This is a genomic window from Providencia sp. PROV024, from assembly GCF_032709665.1.
Lineage (GTDB): Bacteria > Pseudomonadota > Gammaproteobacteria > Enterobacterales > Enterobacteriaceae > Providencia > Providencia huashanensis.
In genome coordinates, this window is record NZ_CP120545.1 from 648,017 (window position 1) to 670,194 (window position 22,178).

A 22,178-nucleotide genomic window follows, 5' to 3' on the forward strand; every position below is an offset into this window, starting at 1 on the left:
TAGGGAGTACACCGCTTATCGATTACTCAATAGCTTTATATACCACTAAGTTTTCACGATCTTCATCTGGCCTATGGTTGTGCCAAAATAACTTCATACCTTGTGGGGCCGGTTTAATTTCTTTTGATAGTACAATTAACCAACGGCATTGTGCGGGGCGCTCAAAACGATCTTGGCGTTGGTGTAAGATACCAGTGTAATAATAGAGCATGGGTGCTTCTGATTCGCCAATATTATCTGAAGCCATACAGTCAGTTGCAGTAAATTGGCCTGCTAAGTGTTGATCTAAATCGACAAAAACTCCCTCAAAACCTTTAGTGTAATCCACCCATCCGAGAAATAAGGTTAAAATCACGCCCCAGACGCAACATAGCCCAAGTAACCAATTTTTCATCATCTGAAATGCAGGTGAAATAGGGTTAGCGATGATTTTATTACGTAAAAACCAAACTAAGGTAATGACTAAGCCACTCACAAAAGCCACTGAGGAAAATGGCATCTGGTAGCTCATCGGTAGCCAGCGACTAAAAGGGCTGAGCCATTCTTGCTGGTGGCCTGTTAATGCTATTAGGTAACAGGCCCAAAGAAATAGAATCAGTAATGACCAGAATATTGCCGCGAAATATGAAATATAACGTAAAATTTTCGCTGGAGCAGCTAAGAGTGTTTGTGTTGCTAAAATCGCCATTGGGGCAATAAATGGGAGCAAATACAAGGCACGACCTGAAGCTGAAAGCTGCAAAAAAACAATGCCTAATAAAGGAAATAGGGTGAGTAAATATTGGTTTTGATTGAATAACCGCTTGATAGGGTGCCTTAAAAAATATGCTGTAGCTAGTAGACCCGAAGGAAAGGCGAACAATAAAACGGCAGCTGGAATACGTGTTAAATTGGCTTTTGCACCTAATTTTTCGACAGAAAACCCGAAAAAGCGACCAATATTGTTTTCCCAAAACCACACCATAAATAAGTCAGGATGCTGCAAGTATAAATGGATAGGCCAAGGTAAAATAGCAACAAGGGCGATTAACCCTGCGGATAAACTGAATAGCCAGAATTGCTTGGTTCTACATTGGCGAATAAAAATAGGGGATAAAATTAAGCAAATCCATAAAACGCCGGGGATGAAAACCCCTTTTGAGAGCATTGTGATTACCGTCCCTAGGGATAACCAAAGGCTAGACATCAACAGTTTCTGTTGCTGTATTAGCCCGAGTAACCCATAAAGGCCGATAGTTGCCCCAGCCATAAGAGCAACATCTGTGAACATATCATGGCTGTGGCGCAGAACCCCTGGGGCACAGGCATAGAGTGCGAAAGCTAACCAAATGCGTGTATCCGTAAAGTCTTTAGCTTGGAAAAAGCGGCGCGCTAAGCATAAAAAGAAAGCGAAATTGAGCGCTGAAAACAGCAAAGTTGCACTACGAGCTGCATCATAAAGGGGCATAAAACCAGAAAATAAATGGGATGTAATAGTAGCAACCCAATAATAAAGCGGAGGTTTTTCCATGAATGGTTCACCCGCATTTGTTGGGACTAACCATTCATTAGTTTCATACATGGTTTGAATAATGCCAAAGCTATAATTTTCATCTTGCTTCCAAGGGCTATGGCTATATATTCCCGGTAATAAATACATTGCGAGGAAACAAATAAAAAGTAGTAAAACACCCCGTTGTAAAGTGATTATTGATGTATTCTTATTTGACATTTTAATATGTTTTTTGTGTTCGTTATTATAAATAAATCAGAATTATAACTATGGTTGACAATAATTGAGTGTATATATATATGAATTATATTCACTCCATGTATGTTTTATTTTCTCAATAAAAACAACGTAAAAAAGCATGTTTAATGGTTTGTATGAAAATTATTCTACCATAAATAAATATTTTTTAAGTTGTTCGTTTTGTAAGAAAATATTCTGTGATTATACCAAGAAAAATAATCACTCTCTTTAAACAAACGCTATATGAAAAGTAATTAGTTATTTTTACTTAAAATAACTACGATGAAAATAAAGGGAATTTTAGAAAGTCCGTTTAAGGCTCAGAGGGGAATAGATATTTTTTATCCTTAAGGAAGTACTTAGCAAAAAAACTGATAAGCCTTTGTTGAATACGAAAGGGGGAATATCAGGGGGATATGCTAAAAACACTTGATCATTAGCCCGTTTTAGAACGATAATTGCCCTCCTCACAATACGTTTTATTCTAATTTCAAAGCCAAACGATTGCGTAACTGTTTTTATAGAGAATTTATTCTCAATTGGTTTTATTTTTTGAAAACGTAATCGTTTACGTCAACGTATGCGTTAGGCGTCAGCACTATTTGAGAGTATTCGTTTACTATTAACAGCAGAGGTACACCATGTCAGGCCAACAGGCGTCATCCAACTGTAAATTGGATTCATTTTTTAAGATAACAGCACGCGGGTCTTCAGTTCGCCGTGAAATCATTGCAGGGCTAACTACATTCTTAGCGATGGTTTATTCTGTCATCGTTGTGCCTGGTATGCTGGGGCAGGCTGGTTTCCCTCCAACCGCTGTTTTTATTGCAACATGTTTAGTGGCGGGGTTTGGTTCTTTGCTGATGGGGCTATGGGCAAATTTGCCAATGGCCATCGGCTGTGCGATTTCATTGACAGCTTTTACTGCATTTAGCTTAGTTTTAGGGCAAAAAATTAGTATACCCGTGGCACTAGGCGCCGTTTTTCTAATGGGGTGTTTATTCACCATTATCTCTGTTACAGGTATTCGTAGCTGGATCTTACGTAATATGCCAATGGGGATTGCCCATGGTACAGGGATAGGTATTGGTTTGTTTTTATTGCTAATCGCAGCAAATGGTGTTGGTTTAGTGATCAAAAACCCAAATGCAGGTTTACCCGTCGCTCTGGGGGAATTTACCTCTTTCCCTGTGTTAATGTCACTCGTTGGGCTAGCGGTTATTTTTGGTTTAGAAAAACGTCGTGTTCCGGGCGGCGTTCTACTGGTGATTATCGCTATTTCAATTATTGGGTTGATTTTTGACCCCGCTGTCCAATATCAAGGTTTCTTTAAATTACCATCATTGGGTGACGATGGGCTATCTCTAGTATTTAGTATGGATATTATGGGGGCTTTACAACCCATGGTATTACCAAGCTTACTTGCGTTGGTGATGACAGCTGTTTTTGATGCAACAGGGACAATTCGTGCTGTTGCGGGGCAAGCTAACCTTTTAGATAAAGATGGGCAAATTATTGATGGTGGTAAGGCGCTAACTGCCGACTCAGTGAGTAGTATTTTTGCTGGTGCGATCGGTGCATCTCCTGCCGCAGTCTATATTGAATCAGCAGCAGGAACCGCAGCGGGTGGTCGTACAGGGTTAACGGCTGTGGTTGTTGGGGTACTCTTCCTCTTAATTTTATTTTTATCACCATTATCTTATTTAGTGCCTGCTTATGCGACAGCACCTGCATTGATGTATGTGGGCCTGTTGATGCTAAGTAATGTCTCTAAACTTGATTTTGATGACTTTGTTGATTCAATGTCAGGTTTACTGTGTGCGGTGTTTATTGTTTTAACTTGTAATATTGTGACTGGTATTATGCTTGGTTTCGCCGCATTGGTGATTGGCCGTATTTGTGCGGGTGAATGGCGTAAACTGAATGTGGGAACTGTGATTATTGCGGTGCTTTTAGTGGTATTTTATGCCTCAGGATTAGCTATTTAAGGTTCATAATATTTAAATAAGGCGATCTTATCGCCTTATTTAACGTTTTATATCGATTAATCGCAAAATGGTAATTTTTTCCCCGAAAAATAATTGCTAAGGATAAAATAGATATAAGGCGGTGAACCAAGTGGAAGTCCATAGTTTCCACTCGTTACTGGCTCGATTTGAACAATCATGGTCTGGACGGTGCTATCTCTTACTATGCGGCGGCAGGCAAATTTTAGACTTTGGTCGTCTGGTTAATCAGTAAGGGCAACATGGAAATTTTCTTTACTATTTTGATTCTGATTTTAGCGGTCTCTATTTCTGGAGTTGCCGTTAAAGTTTTACCTATTCGAATTCCGCTTCCCCTCATTCAAATTGCTATCGGTGCATTACTTGCATGGCCTCAATTTGGCTTGCATGTCACTTTTGACCCTGAACTATTTATGGTTCTACTGATCCCACCTTTGCTGTTTGTTGATGGTTGGAAGACACCAACACGTGAATTTTTCCAAAATGGCCGAGAAATTTTTATTTTAGTGTTGGTTTTGGTGTTAGTGACTGTAATCGGCATTGGCTATTTAATTTACTGGTTAATGCCGGGTATACCTTTAATTGCCGCTTTTGCGCTTGCCGCGGTATTGTCACCTACAGATGCCGTAGCGTTATCTTCCATTGTTGGGAAAGGGCGAATTCCTAAGCGGATGATGAGCGTACTTGAAGGTGAAGCTCTGATGAACGATGCTTCCGGTCTGGTTGCATTAAAATTTGCCGTCGCAATTGCGATGGGCACGATGGTGTTTAGCACTTCAGGTGTCACCATTGAGTTCTTCAAAGTCGCTGTGGGTGGTTTACTGTCGGGGATTATCGTTACTTGGCTATACAGTAAATCATTGCGCCTTATGAGCCGTTGGAGTGGTGACGACCCAGCAACACAAATTGTGTTTATGCTCTTGTTACCATTCGCATCATATATGATTGCAGAGCATATTGGTTTTTCAGGTATTTTAGCGGCAGTTGCAGCAGGGATGACCATCACAAAATCAGGTGTGATCCGTAACGCTCCATTAGCGATGAGGTTACGTGCAGATAGCGTTTGGTCAATGCTTGAGTTTGTCTTTAACGGTTTAGTTTTCATTATGTTAGGGCTACAGCTACCGGGTATCTGGGAAACGTCAGTTATCCAAGCAGAACTTGACCCTAGTGTAGAAACGTGGATGCTATTTGCAGCGGTAGCCGTGATTTACTTTGCTTTATTGTTACTCCGTTTCTGCTGGCTGTGGCTAATGAAAAGGTTTAGCCGGTTGTTCTTAAAGAAAAAACCACTGCAATTTGCCAATTATACTGTGCGTGAACTCTGGCTTGCTTCCTTCGCAGGGGTTCGTGGGGCAATTACTTTAGCGGGTGTGCTTTCAATCCCTCTATTTTTAACCGATGGCTCTCCATTCCCTGCTCGTTACCAGTTAATTTTTATTGCTGCGGGGGTGATTCTATTCTCTATTTTTGCTGGGGTTATCGCTTTACCCTTATTACTGCGTAATTTTAAAGTGGGTGATAAGGATGCCGATGCTAACGAAATTCGTATGGCTAAAGCCGCAATGGCTGAAGTCGCGATTGTCAGCTTAAATAAAATGCAAGAGCGTTTATCTGCGGATGTCGAGGAAAAGCTAGATTCCGAAGATATTAGCGAGGTGGCATCCCGTGTGACGGGGTATTTAAGGCGCCGAACGGCTGGGCAGGATGAAATAGAACACAGCTTGCAGATTGAAGACTTGGAGCGTCGTTTCCGTTTAACCGCGCTTCGTGCGGAACGCGGTGAGCTCTATCACTTACGTGCGACGAAGAAAATCAGCAACGAAACGCTACAATCTTTACTGGTTGACTTGGATTTATTGGAAGCTGTATTGATCGAAAAAGAGCATTAAGGCTAAAAAACGAGTATTCTACTCACACCCCTTAAGTTTGAGACAAAATACAGCATTATGTGGTTACTTGTTATTACGACGCTGCTTTGGGCAGCGTCTTTTAGTCTTATAGGCGAATACCTTGCTGGCCAAGTTGACAGTTGGTTTTCGGTATTGGTGCGTGTTGCACTTGCTTCGTTAGTTTTCTTACCTTTCTTACGTTGGCGTCAATTTAGCCTCAAGGTGATTGCTCTGTATATGGCGGTAGGTGCTTGCCAACTTGGGGTGATGTATCTTTTTGTATTCCATGCCTATCAATACCTAACGGTAGCTGAGTTTTTACTTTTTACGGTATTAACGCCGTTATATGTGACGTTGATTTATGATTTGTTAGAACGACAACCACTCCGTAAAGGTTACTTATTTAGCTCACTACTCGCTGTAATTGGTGCTGCTATCATACGTTATGATCACTTAAGTGAATCTTTTTGGTTAGGTTTACTCTTCGTGCAGTTAGCAAATATCTTTTTTGCTATTGGGCAGGTAGGTTATAAGCGGTTGATGGAAATACACCCTATTCCTCAACATCAGGCATTTTCATGGTTTTATCTGGGCGCTACGCTAGTTGCACTGATTGGCTGGTTGTTATTTGGCAATAAATCAATGATGCCAACGACAACGCTTCAATGGGGGGTATTATTGTGGCTTGGCATTGTGGCGTCAGGAATTGGCTACTTTATGTGGAACTATGGTGCCACAAAAGTTGATGCTGGAACCCTTGCTATAATGAATAACATGATGGTTCCAGCAGGGTTATTAGTGAATTTTGCTATTTGGCAACAGCACCCTGATTGGTTGAGCTTTACCATAGGATCGAGCTTGATAATTGCTTCTCTTTGGGTGCATAGGCGTTGGATCCTTTCGCGCCCTTTACATAAGACAGGTTCTCCACAGCATGATCCGTCGCGGTCGCAGTAAAAGCCTCAATGGCTGGCTGGCGCTGCTCCCCCTCACGGCAAGCAGCGTACAGTCGGCTCCATAAACCACTCCCCAGTGTTTTTGTTTTAATCAGACCTTGTTTTTCAAAGGAATCAACCGCCCAGTGAGGGAGCGCTGCTATCCCCATTTTTGCTGCAACCATTTGAATTAAAATTAATGTGTTATCTACATTTTTTACATTGGGTGAGACCCCAGCTGGTTGTAAAAAATGACGCCAAACATCAAAGCGATCCCGTTGTACTGGGTAGATGAGCAGGGTTTCGTCTGCCAAGTCATGGGGCTCAATATACGGCTTTTTGGCTAACGGATGGTCATTGGAGACAATCAGTTTCACTTCATAGTCAAACATAGGTGTGTAGTGTAGGCCTTGCTCTGCCAATATGTCAGATGTCATCACGATATCTAATTCCCTTGAGAGTAACTCCGGCTGGGGGTCGAAAGTGACACCTGATTTAAAATCAACGCTGACTTGCGGCCAAGTTTGCCGAAATTGTTGCAAAGCAGGGGTTAACCACTGAATACAGCTGTGACACTCAATGGCAATACGTAATGCACAAACGCCAGGTTCATTACATACGCGGATCGCATCTTTCACTAATGGCAAGACTTGCTGTGCGAGTTGCAGCAAAACTTCGCCTTGTGGTGTGAAACGTAATGGTTGGCTTTTGCGAATAAATAGCCGAAAACCTAGTCTGTGCTCTAAATCACTAAACTGGTGAGACAGGGCCGACTGTGTCTGGTGCAAGTGGGTCGCCGTTGCAGCTAATGAACCGTATTGGCTGAGCGCTTGCAATGTTTTTAAGTGTTTTAATTCGATCATGAAAAACCTTCACCGTGATAATGAATAATTTGCGCTTGTGCTTTATACAGTACCTGTTGATTATAGATGTGTAAACATCTAGACGGCTAAATATTTTAAGGGGTCAATATGTCTGTTATAAATCATACGCTTGGGTTTCCACGTGTTGGACTAAAAAGAGAATTAAAACGTGCACAAGAAGATTATTGGGCAGGCAAGATTGACCAAGCTGCTCTATTAGACGTCGGTCACGTATTACGCGTTCGCCATTGGGAACAACAAAAAAATGCGGGAGTTGAGCTATTACCTGTTGGTGATTTTGCTTGGTATGACCAAGTACTGACAACCAGCTTACTATTAGGAAATGTGCCTCCGCGTCACCAAAATGAAGATGGTTCAATTGACTTAGATACACTATTTCGTGTCGCTCGTGGTCGTGCACCAACGGGAACACCAGCCCCAGCAGGGGAAATGACTAAATGGTTTAACACCAACTACCACTATATCGTGCCAGAATTTCAAAAAGGGCAAAAGTTCGCATTATCATGGACGCAATTATTTGATGAAGTGGATGAGGCATTAGCGTTAGGTCATAAAGTAAAACCTGTGATTATTGGCCCTATAACTTACCTATGGTTAGGGAAAGTTAAAGGTGGAGCCTTTGACCGTTTATCATTGCTAAATGAATTATTGCCTGTTTATCAGGAAATTCTTTCACGTCTCGCAGAAAAAGGTATTGAATGGGTACAAATTGATGAACCTGCTTTAGTGTTAGATTTACCTGCGCAATGGCAAGAAGCGTATCAACAGGCTTATCAGGCGCTATCGGGTAACACAAAATTGCTGTTAACCACCTATTTTGATGGTATTAGCCACCATTTAGATTTAATTAAAAGCCTCCCTGTTCAAGGCTTACATGTTGATGTTGTGGCAGGCGCTGATGATATTGAAGAGCTACATAAAGCGCTACCCGCAGATTGGGTATTATCACTCGGTATTATCAATGGGCGTAACGTATGGAAGGCCGATTTAGGTGAAAAATTCTCACGGGTGAAACCGTTATTAGGTCAGCGTAATTTGTGGGTTGGCACCTCATGTTCATTACTGCATAGCCCCATTGACCTGAATGATGAAACCCGTTTAGATACAGAAGTGAAAAGTTGGTTTGCTTTTGCAATACAAAAATGTGAAGAACTCGCTTTACTGACAAAAGCGCTAAATCAACCAACAGAAAATCATATTGCTACACTAGAAACATATAGTGCGCCAATCCGAGCTCGCAAAACATCAACTAGGGTGAATAACGCGGCGGTAGCACAACGTTTAGCGGCCATTCGTGATGGTGATACACAACGTAGTAGCCCGTATTCACAGCGTGCACAGCGTCAACGTGAGCGCTTTAACCTGCCATTATGGCCAACAACAACCATCGGCTCTTTCCCTCAAACCAGTGAAATTAGAACATTACGCTTAGATTTTAAAAAAGGTAATGTGGATAAAACTTATTACCGCACCAATATTAGCGAGCACATTAAACAAGCGATTAAAGAACAAGAAATTTTAGATATTGACGTGCTAGTTCATGGTGAAGCAGAACGTAATGACATGGTTGAATATTTTGGTGAACATTTTGACGGCTATGTTTTCACCCAAAATGGTTGGGTGCAAAGCTATGGCTCGCGCTGTGTGAAACCCCCTGTCATTATTGGCGATATTAGCCGCCCAGAGGCGATTACAGTGGAATGGGCAAAGTATGCTCAATCGTTAACAGAAAAACCGGTTAAGGGGATGTTGACAGGCCCTGTGACGATCCTCTGTTGGTCTTTCCCTCGTGAAGATGTTAGCCGTGAAACGATTGCGAAACAGATTGCGTTAGCATTACGTGACGAGGTTGATGATTTACAAAAAGCGGGGATTGGCATTATTCAAATTGATGAGCCTGCCTTACGAGAAGGTTTACCACTGCGCAGAGACGAGTGGGCAGATTACTTTAAATGGGCGGTTGATGCATTCAAACTCAGTGCTGCAGTTGCACAAGACAATACTCAAATTCATACCCACATGTGTTATTGCGAGTTTAATGACATCATGGATTCCATTGCTGCATTGGATGCGGATGTGATCACCATTGAAACATCACGTTCGGATATGGACTTGCTAGACGCATTTGAGACTTTCCATTATCCAAATGAAATTGGGCCTGGGGTGTATGATATTCACTCACCAAATGTGCCAAGTGTGGAATGGATTGTCGCGTTGCTGAGAAAAGCGGAAAAACGTGTTCCTGTTGAACGTTTATGGGTTAACCCTGACTGCGGATTAAAAACCCGCGGTTGGTCAGAGACTCGTCAAGCCTTAGCCAATATGGTTCAAGCAGCAAAACAACTGAGAAGTGAGCACTAAAAATAAAGTCAGTAAGTGACAAAGGGCAGGGGGAACCTGCCCTTTTTTATAAAATTAGCACAAAATTTAACTTTAATAATTTAAAAATGCGGTTATATATTTCAGTTACTCTTTGTTGATAATAAAACTAAATGTGAATGCGATTTTTTGCCAAATTAATAGGGAAAACAATATGTTTAAAATACCAATGAAAAAATCATTGTTACAAACAAGTACAGCGGTATTTTTATTAATTTCTATTTGGAGTTCATCGGCTTATGCTATTGACCACATTATTGAAACAACAAATGGAAAAGTCCAAGGTAGTACACAACAGTCGTTAGTCACATGGACTGGTATTCCTTATGGTAAAGCTCCTCAAGGGGAGTTGCGTTGGAAAAAACCAGAACCAGTGAGCCAGTGGTCTGAAACGTTTGATGCGACTAAGCCTGCTCAAAATTGTATTCAAACTAGCCAGTCAGGGGCGATAGGTACTGAAGATTGTTTGAATCTTAATATCTATAGGCCTGACGATAATCAGAAAAACCTCCCTGTTTTGTTTTACCTACATGGTGGAAATAACCAAACAGGGACTTCAGCCGAATTTAACCCTCAGTTGGTTGCAACGGAACTAAATGCAGTGATCGTTACCGTCAACTATCGTCTTGGCGCACTCGGTTTTAACCCTCTTCAAGCACTTAACACAGGGGATAAGATAGAAGACTCTGGAAACTACGCGTTATTAGACATTAAGCTTTCACTGGATTGGGTAAAAGAAAATATTGCTGCATTTGGTGGAAACCCAAATAACATTACCGTTTCCGGTTTCTCTGCGGGGGGACGAGATGTTATGGCAATGCTGATCTCCCCAATATTTGAGAACTCATTCAATAAAGCGATTGTATTTAGCGGAGGAATGACAACGGCAAATAAAAACCAAGCAGAACAAATTTTTGCTGACCGATTAGCCAAGTTAGTGGTTCGAGATAATAAAAAACCAACACTAGATTTAGCGAAAGCGTGGCTTTTAAGCGGCTCACCAGATGTTAAAGCGTATCTTTATCAACTCCCAGCCGCAGACCTAGCGACGTTATTTGGCGATGCTGGCATTAGAATGTCACAGTTTCCACACCTGTATCGAGATGGGGTTGTGCTACCTAAAAATGGTTTTGAAACAAACGCATATCACTCAGTCCCCATTATCATGGTCACTGGGCAGGGGGAGTTTTCTTTATTTGCTCGAGGTGATAAGCGCTTTGCGGGGGCAATAGCAGATGGCTCATTAGCGACGAATACTCGCCTTTTGAATCAATATGATTTTGCGAATAAATATGGCAGTTTGTTTTATAGCCTGTTTAATGTGAATCAATCGGCCCAAAAGATGTACCCTCATTACAAGGCACCGATTTATGGTGTGGAATTTAGTTTGGGTAGTGATGAAGTTGTGACGGGCAGCCAACTTGCCCCATTAGGTTCTTTCCATGGTATTTTTTTGGCACTGTGGGATAAAACAAAGTTTAGCCCGTTCACTCAAGAATTGGTTAAATTAGAGGGGACGAAAGATGTCAGACAGAAATTTAATGGCTACTTAGCTAATTTTTTATTGAATGGTGTACCATCGAATAAAGGCCAAATTGAATGGAAGCCTTGGTCACCAGAAAATGAACAAGCAGGGGAATCATTACTTGTTATTAATGCAAATAAAACAAAATCAATTATTTATATGAGTAATAAACCATATCAATACGATGATGTTGTTGCTTTGATTGAGCAAGATAATACGGTAACCCCAGAAGAGAAACAGCAAATAATAACGCAAGTACTTAATGGGCGTTGGTTCAGTGAGCCTTTAGATAAACAGTTTTCTCACAAAGAAACGCAATAGCGTTTTGCTGTCCATAAAATGGTTGATAAGCCTAAAATAAGGTTTATCAACCAGCTAACGCTTAACCAAAGAGTTTTGATTTCAGAAGGTTCATACCAATGGAGGCAAGATCCAAGTTTTCTGGGATTTCTCCATTTGGTGTCGCATTATCGACGAGTTGCGGAAGGTATTTTGCCACTAAATCTGAAGTTGACTGTGCATCAAGGCCGACACTTTGAGCGAGTTCTTGGATATTAACATTGCCAAATACTTGCATTAGCTGGTTATTATCGATAGGCAAGTTCTCACCTTCACTAATCCAAGATGCAATAACACCGCCTAACCCTTGCTCGTTAAACTTTTCAACAACACCGCTTAAGCCCCCTTGGTTTTCAAGCCAATCGATGACTGATTGAAATTGTTGCATTTTATCGCCAGCAACCATTCCCATTACTTGTTCAAATAAACCCATTTTAACTCCTCACAATATGTCAGCTAATGCTTAACAGCTATAGATATAACCCTAGTATGGAACATGACACTAAAAAAGTAGCGGGTTATTTTGGTCGATTTAGCCTTAAGGTCAATAAAAATAACGTACTGAGGACAACTTAGCCTAAAAATATATTTTTCAGCATATTGTAGTGGAACAAATAAACACAACCAGCATCACATTTTTTATCACATTATTCTGTGAATGTCTTTGTAGTGATGTTAAATCATTAATTTATTGTTATTCAGGTTGTTACGTCTATTTTGTTTATTTTTTATATTATTCTTAATGTGACGTTAGTCATGTGTTTGTGAATTTTATTGTGTGAAAATTCACAACAGTCACGAAGATTAACAACATCAGGGGTCATTATGGGAAATTTCGTTAATAATATTGGCGTTATTGGCCTTGGTTCCATGGGAATGGGGATAGCCCAATCTTTAATAAAAAATAATATTTCTACCTATGGATTTGATTTAAACCAAGATGCTTGCCAACGCCTTCTTCGCGCAGGGGCAAAAGGCGTTGGGCAAGATGCAGCAGAATTTGCTCATCTCATTGATGCTTTATTACTGGTCGTTGTTAATGGTCGTCAGGTTGAGGCTATTTTATTTTCGGGTGAAAAACCACTCGTGGAGCAGCTACGTCCAGGCACCATCATTGTTTTACACAGCACCTTAGCGGCTGAGCAAACCAAAAGCATTGCTCAACGCCTTGCTGAATACCAGTTACCTCTGGTCGATGCGCCGATTTCAGGGGGCTCCATTAAAGCAGCGGATGGCAAGTTAACCGTTATGGCATCAGGAGCACCTGTATTATTTGAAAAACTATCACACGTGTTCGAAGCAATTTCTGAACGTCTATATCGTGTGGGTGACGAAGTCGGTTTAGGTTCAACAGTAAAAACGATCCACCAGCTATTGGCTGGAGTGCATATTGCGGTTGCTGCGGAAAGCATGGCCTTAGCATCCAAAGCGGGTATTGACCTAGCGGTAATGTACGACATTGTGACTCATGCGGCTGGGAATTCATGGATGTTTGAAAACCGTATGCAACATGTATTAGACGGTGATTATACCCCGAAATCCTCCGTCGATATTTTTGTGAAAGATTTAGGGTTAGTAATGGAAACGGGGAAGGCGCTAAATTTCCCATTACCACTGGCAGCCACAGCTCACCAAATGTTTATTTCAGCTAGCAGTGAGGGGTTTGGGCAGCAAGATGATAGTGCTGTGATCAAAACATTTAAAGGTATTACTTTACCGGAGAAAAAAGCATGACAGTGAAGTTAGGTGTGATCGCCGATGATTTTACCGGTGCAACTGATATTGCAGGTTTTATGGTGCAAAACGGTTGGAAGGTAGTTCAATTATTGAATGAACCTGATGAAAACACAGTGATACCACAAGGTGTTGATGCAATTGTTGTTAGCTTGAAAAGTCGTTCTTGCCCAGTGGATGAAGCAGTCAATGCCTCAGTGAATGCATGCAATTGGTTGAAGAAAAAAGCCCAGTGCCAACAAATTTTCTTTAAATACTGCTCGACATTTGACTCGACAGAAAAAGGAAATATCGGCCCAGTCACTGATGCATTGATGAAACAACTCGGTACGACTCTCGCATTAGTTTGTCCTGCGCTGCCCGTTAATGGTCGAACCGTAGTTCATGGCCACTTGTTTGTTAATGGTCAATTGCTCAATGAAAGCGGTATGCAGCACCATCCAGTTACACCAATGACTGATGCAAATTTATTACGGGTGATGGAAAAACAGTCAAAAGGTAAGGCGGGTTTAATCAAACTTGCTGACATCCAACAAGGTAGCGAAGCCGTTAAGTCACAATTAACTGAATTAGCCCAACAAGGGGTGAATTACGCCATTGTTGATACCTTGACGATGGATGATCTGTTACCTATCGCACAGGCAGTAAAGACTATGCCTCTATTGACCGGGGGGTCCGGTTTAGGCGCCGCATTAGCAAACATTGATAGCCAATGTGCATGGGGTGAAAACAGCGCTCGAGGTGAAAAGCCAACGGGAACAACTCGGAAAACGGTTATTTTATCAGGCAGTTGCTCGGTTATGACTAATAAGCAAGTACAGGCTTATCAAAAAGTTGCCCCAGCAAAGGCCTTAGATGTTGGTGAATGTTTAGCTAATCCTGAGTATGCAAAGTTTTTAGCTACTTGGGTACAAGAACAGCAAGGTGGAGGGTTAGCACCTTTATTATATGCCACTCAACCACCTGAATTACTGAAAAAAACGCAAGAAAAATACGGTGCAGTAGAGTCCAGCGCAGCAGTTGAAAATGTGTTTGGAGAGGTTGTGAAGTTACTTCAATCACAAGGGTATGACACCTTTATTATTGCTGGTGGTGAAACCTCAGGGAAAGTAGTTCAAAGCCTAGGTACAGAACAATTAAGTATTGGTTCACCAATCGCCCCTGGTGTTCCATGGGTACAAGATTTAGCAAGCGGTAGCTGGTTAGCGCTGAAATCAGGTAATTTCGGCCAAGAAAATTTCTTCCAGTTTGCACAGGAGATGTTTAATGAGTGATGAAAAGGCGCTGCGCCAAGAACTAGTCGATTGGGCTAAGTCAATGTTTAACCGTGGATATAGCAGCGGTGGTGCAGGAAATATTAGTGCTCGGTTACCTGATGGGTGCATTATTGTAACACCCACAAATTCAAGCTTTGGCGATTTAGACCCAAACAGATTGAGCAAATTAGATGCCGAAGGTAACTGGATAGACGGTGATAAACCAACGAAAGAAGTGTCTATGCATATGGCGATGTATTTACAACGCCCTGATTGCCAAGCGGTTGTCCATCTTCATTCCCCTTGGTTGACCGCATTATCTTGTTTGCCGGGGTTGGATACTAAAAACTGCTTACCGCCAATCACCCCTTATTACGTGATGCGAGTAGGTAAATTACCATTAATTGAGTACCTACCTCCGGGGGATGACCGTATTGGTGAGGAAATTGCCAAATTGGCACCGACCCATAACGCGGTATTGTTATCGAATCATGGCCCCGTAGTGGGAGGGAAAACATTAAGACAAGCATTCTTTAATACTGAAGAATTAGAAGATACTGCTCGTCTGTACATCACCTTACGCCCACACGGCTTTACAACATTAACGCAAGAGCAAGTTGAGCAGCTCGAAAGTCGTTATCCACAAAAGTAAGGAAACAGAAATGGCTAAATTTGCGGCAAATTTAAGCATGATGTTTAACGAAGTGCCTTTTATGCAACGTTTTGCAAGTGCAGCGAACGCAGGGTTCAAAGGTGTTGAGTATCTTTTCCCTTACGAAGAAGATGCTAATGCGATTGCCGGTGAACTCAAAAAATACAATTTAACTCAGGCTTTATTTAATATGCCAGCAGGTGACTGGGGAGCGGGAGAGCGCGGTATGGCTTCTATTCCGGGTCGTGAGGCTGAGTTTTCTGAAGGCGTACAAACTGCATTGAAATACGCGAAAGCGTTGGGCTGCAAGCAAGTGCATGCAATGGCGGGTAAAGTGGATGAAAGCTTCACACTTGAGCAGCAAAAAGCGTGTTTTATCAAAAACATTCAACATGCTGCGGATGTTATGGCAGAACACGGTATTCGTGTACTGATCGAGCCGATTAATACTCGTGATATGCCGGGGTATTTTTTAACGACTCAAAAGCAAGCCGAAGCGCTATTACCTGAAATTAACCGTGAAAATGTCTTTATCCAGTTAGATTTATATCACTGCCAAATTATGGAGGGTGATTTATTGAAAACGATTGAGCGTTTATGGGGCAAGTTTAGTCATATTCAAATAGCGTCAGTGCCATATCGCCATGAACCGGATAGTGGCGAAGTTAATTACCCATGGATTTTTAAAAAATTAGATGAAATGGGTTACGAAGGTTGGTTAGGATGTGAATATCACCCTGCTGGCCGTACCGAAGATGGGTTAGGCTGGTTAAAACAAGCAAATTCATAATGAGGAAAACCTATGCTTCCTTCTGAGCGTCGTGATTTTATTTATCGTTATGTGCATGAGCACCAAACTGTTTCAATTAGTGATTTAGTTGAGCTAATGAATGTTTCGCATATGACAGTACGACGTGATATCCGCATGTTGGAAGAAAAAGGGAAAGTAACCAGTGTTAGTGGTGGCGTTAAATTAAATGATGCACTACGCCAAGAGCTCCCTTGGAGTGAAAAAGCACGGTTGCATCACCGTCATAAACGTGAAATTGGGCAGTTTGCTAGCTCATTAGTTGAAGATGGGCAAGTTGTGTATCTCGATGCTGGGACGACGACCTTTGAAATTGCACGAGTACTCGGTGAGCGTTTTAATTTAACTATTGTCACTAATGATTTTTCTATCATGCAGTATCTGATGAATAAGTCACAGTTAAACCTGTATCACACCGGGGGGCAGGTAGATAAACGTAACCATTCTTGCGTAGGCAATACCGCGGCAATGATGCTGCAAACGTTAAATGTGGACATTGCGTTTATCAGTACGAGTTCATGGGATATACAGCATGGGGTTTCGACCCCACATGAAGAAAAAGTTCAGATAAAACAGACTCTACTTGATGTTGCTCGCCGTTGCGTGCTGGTTTCAGATAGTAGTAAGTTCGGCAAATATGGCATGTTCCGTGTTTGTCCATTGAATCAATTGCACGACATTATTTGCGATGACCAACTGCCAACGGATGTCGTGCAACGGATAACAGAACAAAACATAAAACTTCATTTAATCAAGACATAAAACATAAATAATCTTACCTAGAACTGCATAGCCAGTTAAAAGGCTATAGCAAGGAGAATTACAATGAAAGTTATTATTACTGGTGGCGCAGGCTTTCTGGGCCAGCAGCTAGCCGCTGCTTTGCTTAAAAATACTCAGGGCTTAAATTTTGACCACCTTGTTTTAGCCGATATTCAGTGCCCTACAGCACCCATTGAGGATGCACGAGTCAGTTGTGTTGCGTTAGATTTAACACAGCCAGGTGCGGCCGATAAACTGATTGATGCGCAAACTGATGTGGTTTTCCACCTAGCAGCTATCGTCAGTAGCCACGCTGAAAGTGATTTTGACTTGGGTATGAAGGTTAACTTCGAAGCAACTCGCCAATTATTGGAAGTTGCACGTGCCAAAAACCCAGCAATCAAATTTATGTTCACCAGTTCGCTAGCAGTGTTCGGCGGAGAATTACCTGAGGTGATCACTGATTTATGTGTGGTTAATCCTCAATCTTCTTATGGCGCCCAAAAAGCCATGTGCGAGCTGATGGTCAATGATTATTCACGTAAAGGTTATGTGGATGGGCGTGTTATGCGTTTACCAACCATTAGTATCCGTCCAGGTGTGCCAAATAAAGCCGCTTCTTCATTCGCGAGTGGCATTATTCGTGAGCCATTAAATGGGATTGAAAGTGTTTGCCCTGTCTCTCCTGATCTCGCTTTATGGTTATCCAGCCCTGAAACAGTTATCAATAATTTTATCCATGCTGTCAGTATTCCAGCAGAAAAATTTGGTAAATCGCGCACAGTCAATCTGCCGGGGATCACCGTTACTGTACAAGGCATGATTGATGCACTGTGTGAAGTTGCAGGGCAAGACGCTGTTGATCTTATCCGATTTGAACCAGATGAAGCTATTAATCGTATTGTGGCTAGCTGGCCGGGTAAATTTGATATCAGCCGTGCTTTGGAACTTGGCTTCCGTGCAGATGGCTCTTTCAGTGATGCGATACGCTCGTTTATCACTCACCATGGCGCATCCAAGTAGGAGATAAACTATGTCCTATATTCCTGTTATTGGCCTCGCGGTGGCCATATTTGTCCTGATCTTTTTAGTATTACGAACGCGTGTTCATGCGCTGTTAGCGATGCTAATTGCTGCTGCAATCGCAGGTATTTCTGGTGGATTGACAGCAGCAGAGACAGTGACAGTAATTACGAAAGGCTTTGGGTCAACACTCGGTAGCATTGGTATTGTTATCGGACTCGGGGTAATGATGGGAAGGGTATTGGAAGTTTCCGGTGCCGCTGAACAGATAGCCTATAGCTTTATCAAATGGTTAGGTAAAAAACGCGAAGAGTGGGCATTGGCAATTACTGGTTATATTGTCAGTATCCCTATCTTTGTTGATTCTGCTTTCGTCATCTTATATCCATTGGCAAAAGCACTGGCAAAAAACGGTAAGCGCAGCATCTTAACATTAGGAGTTGCACTTGCTGGTGGGCTCGTTGTTACACACCATACTGTTCCGCCAACACCAGGTCCTTTAGGCGTTGCAGGTATTTTCGGTGTTGATGTCGGGGCGATGATCCTTGCTGGGATGAGCCTTGCTCTCCCCTGTGTTATTGGTATTGTTTTTTACGCAAAATGGTTAGGCACTAAATATCCTGAGTTTATGCCAGATGAAACGGGCAGCGAAGATTTAAAAGAAGTTCATGCCCGTTACATGGAAGAAAAAGCAAATAAACCATTACCAAGCTTATTTTTATCATTATTACCGATTATCACGCCAATTTTGCTGATCTTTATTAATGCAATTAATGGCTTGATTTTGAAAACAGCACCATTCCAAGGTATGGAAGGCAATTGGTATTTCCAGACTTTTGAATTCTTAGGTGCGCCGATTATTGCTTTATCAATAAGTGTATTGATCTCTGTATACACATTAATGCCAAAAGCAACGAAAGAAGAAGTCATTGACCGTATGGAAGAAGGCTTGCAATCGGCGGGGATCATCCTATTAGTTACTGGTGCTGGTGGTGCATTAGGTGCGGTGTTACGTGATAGCGGAACAGGGAACATTCTTGCTGAGCATGTTGCTAACTTGCCTATTACACCTGTATTAATTCCGTTTATTATCGCGACATTGGTTCGTTTGATCCAAGGCTCTGGTACAGTTGCAATGATCACAGCAGCATCTATTTCTGCACCGATCATTAGCCAAATACCCGATATTAACTTATTAGTTGCGGCGCAAGCGGCAACAATGGGGTCTCTGTTCTTCGGTTATTTCAACGACAGCCTATATTGGGTTGTGAACAGAATGATGGGAATAAAGGACGTTAAACAACAAATTATTGTTTGGTCTATCCCTACCACTATTGCGTGGGGTATAGGTTTAGTTGGTGTCCTTATCCTTGATGTAGTTCTCTAACATAGCGTTATTATTTTTAGTTCTGCCAAATAATCAAAGCGCCCAGCTATTAGGGGCGCTTTTTGTGGTTATGACAAACTTTCATCTATACTGGTATCAACGGATTTTAAATAGACATAGCGCAAATGTTAATTTGTGATGAATATCACTAAATAATGAAATCAAGTTTTTATTGTTTTCATTAAAAGTGACGCTTATCACTAAAAGTTAATGGTTTTCTCGCTATATTACTAGTTACGATTAATCAGTGATGACTGATTTAATGATGCCATTGTGTAAAGGAGTTTGAAATGTCTGACGTTTTCCACTTAGGTTTAAAGAAAAGTGACTTACAGGGTGCAACTGTAGCGATTGTTCCTGGGGACCCTAACCGTGTTGAAAAAATTGCACGTCTGATGGATAACCCTGTACACCTTGCATCATTGCGTGAATATACCTCTTGGCGTGGTGAGCTCGATGGAAAAGCGGTTATTGTGTGCTCAACAGGTATTGGCGGCCCGTCAACATCTATTGCGGTTGAAGAACTCGCTCAGCTAGGCATTCGTACTTTCTTACGTATTGGTACAACAGGCGCAATCCAAGAAGATATTAATGTTGGTGATGTATTAGTCACAACAGGTGCAGTACGCTTAGACGGTGCTAGCCAACACTTTGCGCCATTAGAATATCCAGCAGTTGCAGATTTTAATTGTACTAATGCTCTTTACGCTGCGGCAAAAGATGCAGGTGCGACAGTACATGTTGGGGTGACGGCTTCTTCAGATACCTTCTACCCAGGCCAAGAGCGTTACGATACTTATACCGGCCGTGTTATGCGCCATTTCAGAGGTTCAATGAAAGAGTGGCAGGACATGGGGGTAATGAACTATGAAATGGAATCGGCGACATTGCTCACTATGTGTTCCAGTAGCAAAGGCTTACGTGCAGGTATGGTTGCAGGCGTTATTGTTAACCGGACCCAGCAAGAAATTCCAAACGAAGCGTTACTGAAAAAAACGGAAGGTAACGTACTAAGCATTGTCGTTGAGGCTGCTCGTCGTCTGCTATAGTCAATAATTTACTGGCTCGCTTACTGAAATTTCACTCGGTTGTGGATGTAAAGTAGGCGAGCTTAGTCTCCGCACTTTCTTCCTGTATTCCCTCATTTATATTTTTCCTATAAATTTAGTAATTGCTAACAATTTACAGTGAATAATCTGATCCCCCTTATTTCGTAGATCTGTTATTGTCATAAAAACAATTATCAATATTATGTGCCCTCAAATTATTCAGGATGCATTTATTTTTGTGAACTGAATAAAAGCTGTGGGGCTAAAAGGAATTATTATGTCGACAACACCTTATCTTCACCCTTCAGTACTTCCTCTTAAAGGGGGGATTAACTTCCGCGATCTTGGCGGGAAAAAACTTCCTAATGGCAGCAAAATTAAACCTGGTATGCTATTTCGTTCGGGGTCATTAGACCGCTTAACTCAAGAAGATGAATCCGTTTTACATTCACAAAATCTTTTTCAAATTATTGATTACCGTGATGAAGCTGAAATTTTAGATAAGCCTGATGTGATCTGGGAAGGGGCTCATTATATTCATGCGCCAGCGAATCCTTTAGCTAAGGAGGTTTCGGCTAACTTAGATAAACTGACCCCAGAAATATTAGAACAATTTGACCCACAAGCTTTTATGTTCCGTCTGTATGAATTATTACCGTTGAATAACCCAGCTTATCATCAACTGGTGAACTTACTGCAACAACCAGAGAAAGGTGGAATAGTCCAACATTGTGCTGTCGGGAAAGACCGTACCGGCGTCGGTTCAGCATTAGTCCTCTTTGCGCTCGGGGCCGATTTGGAAACCGTTATGGAAGATTATTTATTGACCAACGAAACGCTAGCACCTTATCGCAAACATCTTTTAGCAGAGCATGCAAAAACGATGAATGAAAACATCGTTAAAAAGTTTGAGTATGTTTATTCCGTGCGCGAAGACTTTCTAATGACTGCCTTAAAGAGTATTGAAAGTCACTATGGCAATGTTGATAAATGGCTAGAGAAAGATTTTGGATTGGGGGCTGGCCAGCGGGAAGCACTGCAAAGTCATTTTCTTGATTGATCTATCTTAAGTGACGACGAGTTGTGGAAATTGCGCCTTATAAATTCCATAACTCGGTTAATTGATAAGGATTTTTTGCTTCGTTTAACTTTGATTTATCACATTTTCGTTACTGTAATAAAGTAAATCAATGATGATAGGGGATTGCTTTGACGCTTAATGAAATCGTTACCCTTGTAACCGACTTTACTCGTGAAAATGAAATATGGGCTCTTCCTATTATTTTCTTTCTCGCGTTTGGTGAGTCATTAGCATTTTTATCGCTACTTTTACCTGCAACAGTCATTTTATTAGGGTTAGGCGCTTTAATTGGTGAAAGTAATATTACATTTTGGCCAATATGGCTTGCTGCCGCTTTAGGGGCATTTTTTGGAGATTGGCTCTCTTATTGGTTTGGTTTTCATTATAAAGAGAATGTTCGCAAAATGTGGCCGATTTCCCGTAACCCGCAAATGATAGATAAAGGGCATCGTTTTTTTGACCGCTGGGGGGTATGGGGGATTTTCTTTGGGCGATTTTTTGGCCCTCTACGTGCGGTTGTTCCCCTTGTGGCAGGGATTTGCGCGATGCCACAGCGTCATTTTCAACTGGCAAATATTGCTTCTGCGATGATCTGGGCATTTGGCATTTTGGCACCGGGTGCACTCGGTCTGAAGTGGTTTGCAAGTTGGGTAGGCTAAGCAAAGCTTGCGAAATGCTTCGCAAAATTTTCTCAGTATATGTAATTACCTCTGGACACTTATACAGTATCCAAT

18 protein-coding genes are annotated in these 22,178 nt (G+C 41.7%); 15 read left to right on the forward strand and 3 right to left on the reverse strand.

Annotated features, from left to right (window positions below):
• Positions 1 to 22: 22 nt before the first annotated feature.
• A complete protein-coding gene (locus P3L56_RS02815) occupies positions 23 to 1,711 on the reverse strand; it encodes an ArnT family glycosyltransferase (RefSeq protein WP_166685919.1) in 1,689 nt (562 codons plus the stop codon).
• A 662-nt stretch (positions 1,712 to 2,373) separates the two neighbouring features.
• Between P3L56_RS02815 and P3L56_RS02820 the strand changes: the two genes are divergently transcribed.
• From P3L56_RS02820 to P3L56_RS02830, 3 genes are all read left to right on the forward strand, one after another.
• A complete protein-coding gene (locus tag P3L56_RS02820; protein WP_042848844.1) occupies positions 2,374 to 3,720 on the forward strand; it encodes an NCS2 family permease in 1,347 nt (448 codons plus the stop codon).
• 260 nt (positions 3,721 to 3,980) lie between these two features.
• Positions 3,981 to 5,630, forward strand: a complete 1,650-nt coding sequence (locus tag P3L56_RS02825) for a Na+/H+ antiporter (RefSeq protein WP_048608641.1) — start codon at positions 3,981 to 3,983, stop codon at positions 5,628 to 5,630.
• Between the two features lie 57 nt (positions 5,631 to 5,687).
• Complete coding sequence (locus P3L56_RS02830) at positions 5,688 to 6,587, forward strand: carboxylate/amino acid/amine transporter (protein WP_166685921.1); 900 nt, start codon at positions 5,688 to 5,690, stop codon at positions 6,585 to 6,587.
• Here P3L56_RS02830 and metR read toward each other — a convergent pair.
• Positions 6,472 to 7,428, reverse strand: coding sequence for an HTH-type transcriptional regulator MetR (metR, locus tag P3L56_RS02835; RefSeq protein ID WP_042848842.1), 957 nt, complete (start codon positions 7,426 to 7,428; stop codon positions 6,472 to 6,474). The genes P3L56_RS02830 and metR overlap by 116 nt on opposite strands.
• Before the next feature lie 108 nt (positions 7,429 to 7,536).
• On the opposite strand from metR, the gene metE reads away from it, so the two are divergent.
• Positions 7,537 to 9,810, forward strand: coding sequence for a 5-methyltetrahydropteroyltriglutamate--homocysteine S-methyltransferase (gene metE / locus P3L56_RS02840; protein WP_272686221.1), 2,274 nt, complete (start codon positions 7,537 to 7,539; stop codon positions 9,808 to 9,810).
• Between the two features lie 172 nt (positions 9,811 to 9,982).
• Entirely contained in the window at positions 9,983 to 11,674 is a 1,692-nt protein-coding gene (locus tag P3L56_RS02845; protein ID WP_243838428.1) for a carboxylesterase family protein, read from the forward strand.
• 61 nt (positions 11,675 to 11,735) lie between these two features.
• Here the strand turns inward: P3L56_RS02845 and P3L56_RS02850 are convergent, their stop codons facing one another.
• Positions 11,736 to 12,125, reverse strand: a complete 390-nt coding sequence (locus P3L56_RS02850) for a YidB family protein (RefSeq protein WP_048608635.1) — start codon at positions 12,123 to 12,125, stop codon at positions 11,736 to 11,738.
• Between the two features lie 392 nt (positions 12,126 to 12,517).
• On the opposite strand from P3L56_RS02850, the gene ltnD reads away from it, so the two are divergent.
• The 10 genes from ltnD (at position 12,518) to P3L56_RS02900 (ending at position 22,103) form a co-directional block, all read left to right on the forward strand.
• A complete protein-coding gene (ltnD, locus tag P3L56_RS02855) occupies positions 12,518 to 13,426 on the forward strand; it encodes an L-threonate dehydrogenase (RefSeq protein ID WP_272686222.1) in 909 nt (302 codons plus the stop codon).
• Positions 13,423 to 14,700 (forward strand): 3-oxo-tetronate kinase, encoded by a 1,278-nt coding sequence (otnK, locus tag P3L56_RS02860; RefSeq protein ID WP_210855492.1) that lies wholly within the window; start codon positions 13,423 to 13,425, stop codon positions 14,698 to 14,700. Before ltnD ends, otnK begins: the two co-directional genes overlap by 4 nt.
• Positions 14,693 to 15,334 (forward strand): aldolase, encoded by a 642-nt coding sequence (locus P3L56_RS02865; protein ID WP_042848837.1) that lies wholly within the window; start codon positions 14,693 to 14,695, stop codon positions 15,332 to 15,334. The genes otnK and P3L56_RS02865 overlap by 8 nt, the downstream gene beginning before the upstream one ends.
• Before the next feature lie 10 nt (positions 15,335 to 15,344).
• Positions 15,345 to 16,124 (forward strand): 2-oxo-tetronate isomerase, encoded by a 780-nt coding sequence (gene otnI / locus P3L56_RS02870; protein WP_166685924.1) that lies wholly within the window; start codon positions 15,345 to 15,347, stop codon positions 16,122 to 16,124.
• 12 nt (positions 16,125 to 16,136) lie between these two features.
• On the forward strand, positions 16,137 to 16,904 hold the full coding sequence (locus tag P3L56_RS02875) for a DeoR/GlpR family DNA-binding transcription regulator (protein WP_042848835.1): 768 nt from the start codon (positions 16,137 to 16,139) through the stop codon (positions 16,902 to 16,904).
• 63 nt (positions 16,905 to 16,967) lie between these two features.
• Positions 16,968 to 17,927 (forward strand): D-erythronate dehydrogenase, encoded by a 960-nt coding sequence (gene denD, locus P3L56_RS02880; RefSeq protein ID WP_210831394.1) that lies wholly within the window; start codon positions 16,968 to 16,970, stop codon positions 17,925 to 17,927.
• Positions 17,928 to 17,937: 10 nt separating this feature from the next.
• Positions 17,938 to 19,314, forward strand: coding sequence for a GntP family permease (locus tag P3L56_RS02885; RefSeq protein WP_042848833.1), 1,377 nt, complete (start codon positions 17,938 to 17,940; stop codon positions 19,312 to 19,314).
• 290 nt (positions 19,315 to 19,604) lie between these two features.
• Positions 19,605 to 20,363 (forward strand): uridine phosphorylase, encoded by a 759-nt coding sequence (udp, locus tag P3L56_RS02890; RefSeq protein WP_042848832.1) that lies wholly within the window; start codon positions 19,605 to 19,607, stop codon positions 20,361 to 20,363.
• 277 nt (positions 20,364 to 20,640) lie between these two features.
• The gene (locus P3L56_RS02895; RefSeq protein WP_166685925.1) at positions 20,641 to 21,423 is read left to right on the forward strand and encodes a tyrosine-protein phosphatase; all 783 of its coding nucleotides are present in this window, start codon (positions 20,641 to 20,643) and stop codon (positions 21,421 to 21,423) included.
• Positions 21,424 to 21,572: 149 nt separating this feature from the next.
• Positions 21,573 to 22,103, forward strand: coding sequence for a DedA family protein (locus P3L56_RS02900; RefSeq protein ID WP_042848830.1), 531 nt, complete (start codon positions 21,573 to 21,575; stop codon positions 22,101 to 22,103).
• The last annotated feature ends 75 nt before the right edge of the window (positions 22,104 to 22,178 follow it).

Bases quoted from the DNA above. Each gene is read 5' to 3' on its own strand.
- P3L56_RS02815 (WP_166685919.1), bottom strand. From the start codon at position 1,711: ATGTCAAATAAGAATACATCAATAATCACTTTACAACGGGGTGTTTTA.
- P3L56_RS02820 (WP_042848844.1), top strand. From the start codon at position 2,374: ATGTCAGGCCAACAGGCGTCATCCAACTGTAAATTGGATTCATTTTTT.
- P3L56_RS02825 (WP_048608641.1), top strand. From the start codon at position 3,981: ATGGAAATTTTCTTTACTATTTTGATTCTGATTTTAGCGGTCTCTATT.
- P3L56_RS02830 (WP_166685921.1), top strand. From the start codon at position 5,688: ATGTGGTTACTTGTTATTACGACGCTGCTTTGGGCAGCGTCTTTTAGT.
- metR (WP_042848842.1), bottom strand. From the start codon at position 7,428: ATGATCGAATTAAAACACTTAAAAACATTGCAAGCGCTCAGCCAATAC.
- metE (WP_272686221.1), top strand. From the start codon at position 7,537: ATGTCTGTTATAAATCATACGCTTGGGTTTCCACGTGTTGGACTAAAA.
- P3L56_RS02845 (WP_243838428.1), top strand. From the start codon at position 9,983: ATGTTTAAAATACCAATGAAAAAATCATTGTTACAAACAAGTACAGCG.
- P3L56_RS02850 (WP_048608635.1), bottom strand. From the start codon at position 12,125: ATGGGTTTATTTGAACAAGTAATGGGAATGGTTGCTGGCGATAAAATG.
- ltnD (WP_272686222.1), top strand. From the start codon at position 12,518: ATGGGAAATTTCGTTAATAATATTGGCGTTATTGGCCTTGGTTCCATG.
- otnK (WP_210855492.1), top strand. From the start codon at position 13,423: ATGACAGTGAAGTTAGGTGTGATCGCCGATGATTTTACCGGTGCAACT.
- P3L56_RS02865 (WP_042848837.1), top strand. From the start codon at position 14,693: ATGAGTGATGAAAAGGCGCTGCGCCAAGAACTAGTCGATTGGGCTAAG.
- otnI (WP_166685924.1), top strand. From the start codon at position 15,345: ATGGCTAAATTTGCGGCAAATTTAAGCATGATGTTTAACGAAGTGCCT.
- P3L56_RS02875 (WP_042848835.1), top strand. From the start codon at position 16,137: ATGCTTCCTTCTGAGCGTCGTGATTTTATTTATCGTTATGTGCATGAG.
- denD (WP_210831394.1), top strand. From the start codon at position 16,968: ATGAAAGTTATTATTACTGGTGGCGCAGGCTTTCTGGGCCAGCAGCTA.
- P3L56_RS02885 (WP_042848833.1), top strand. From the start codon at position 17,938: ATGTCCTATATTCCTGTTATTGGCCTCGCGGTGGCCATATTTGTCCTG.
- udp (WP_042848832.1), top strand. From the start codon at position 19,605: ATGTCTGACGTTTTCCACTTAGGTTTAAAGAAAAGTGACTTACAGGGT.
- P3L56_RS02895 (WP_166685925.1), top strand. From the start codon at position 20,641: ATGTCGACAACACCTTATCTTCACCCTTCAGTACTTCCTCTTAAAGGG.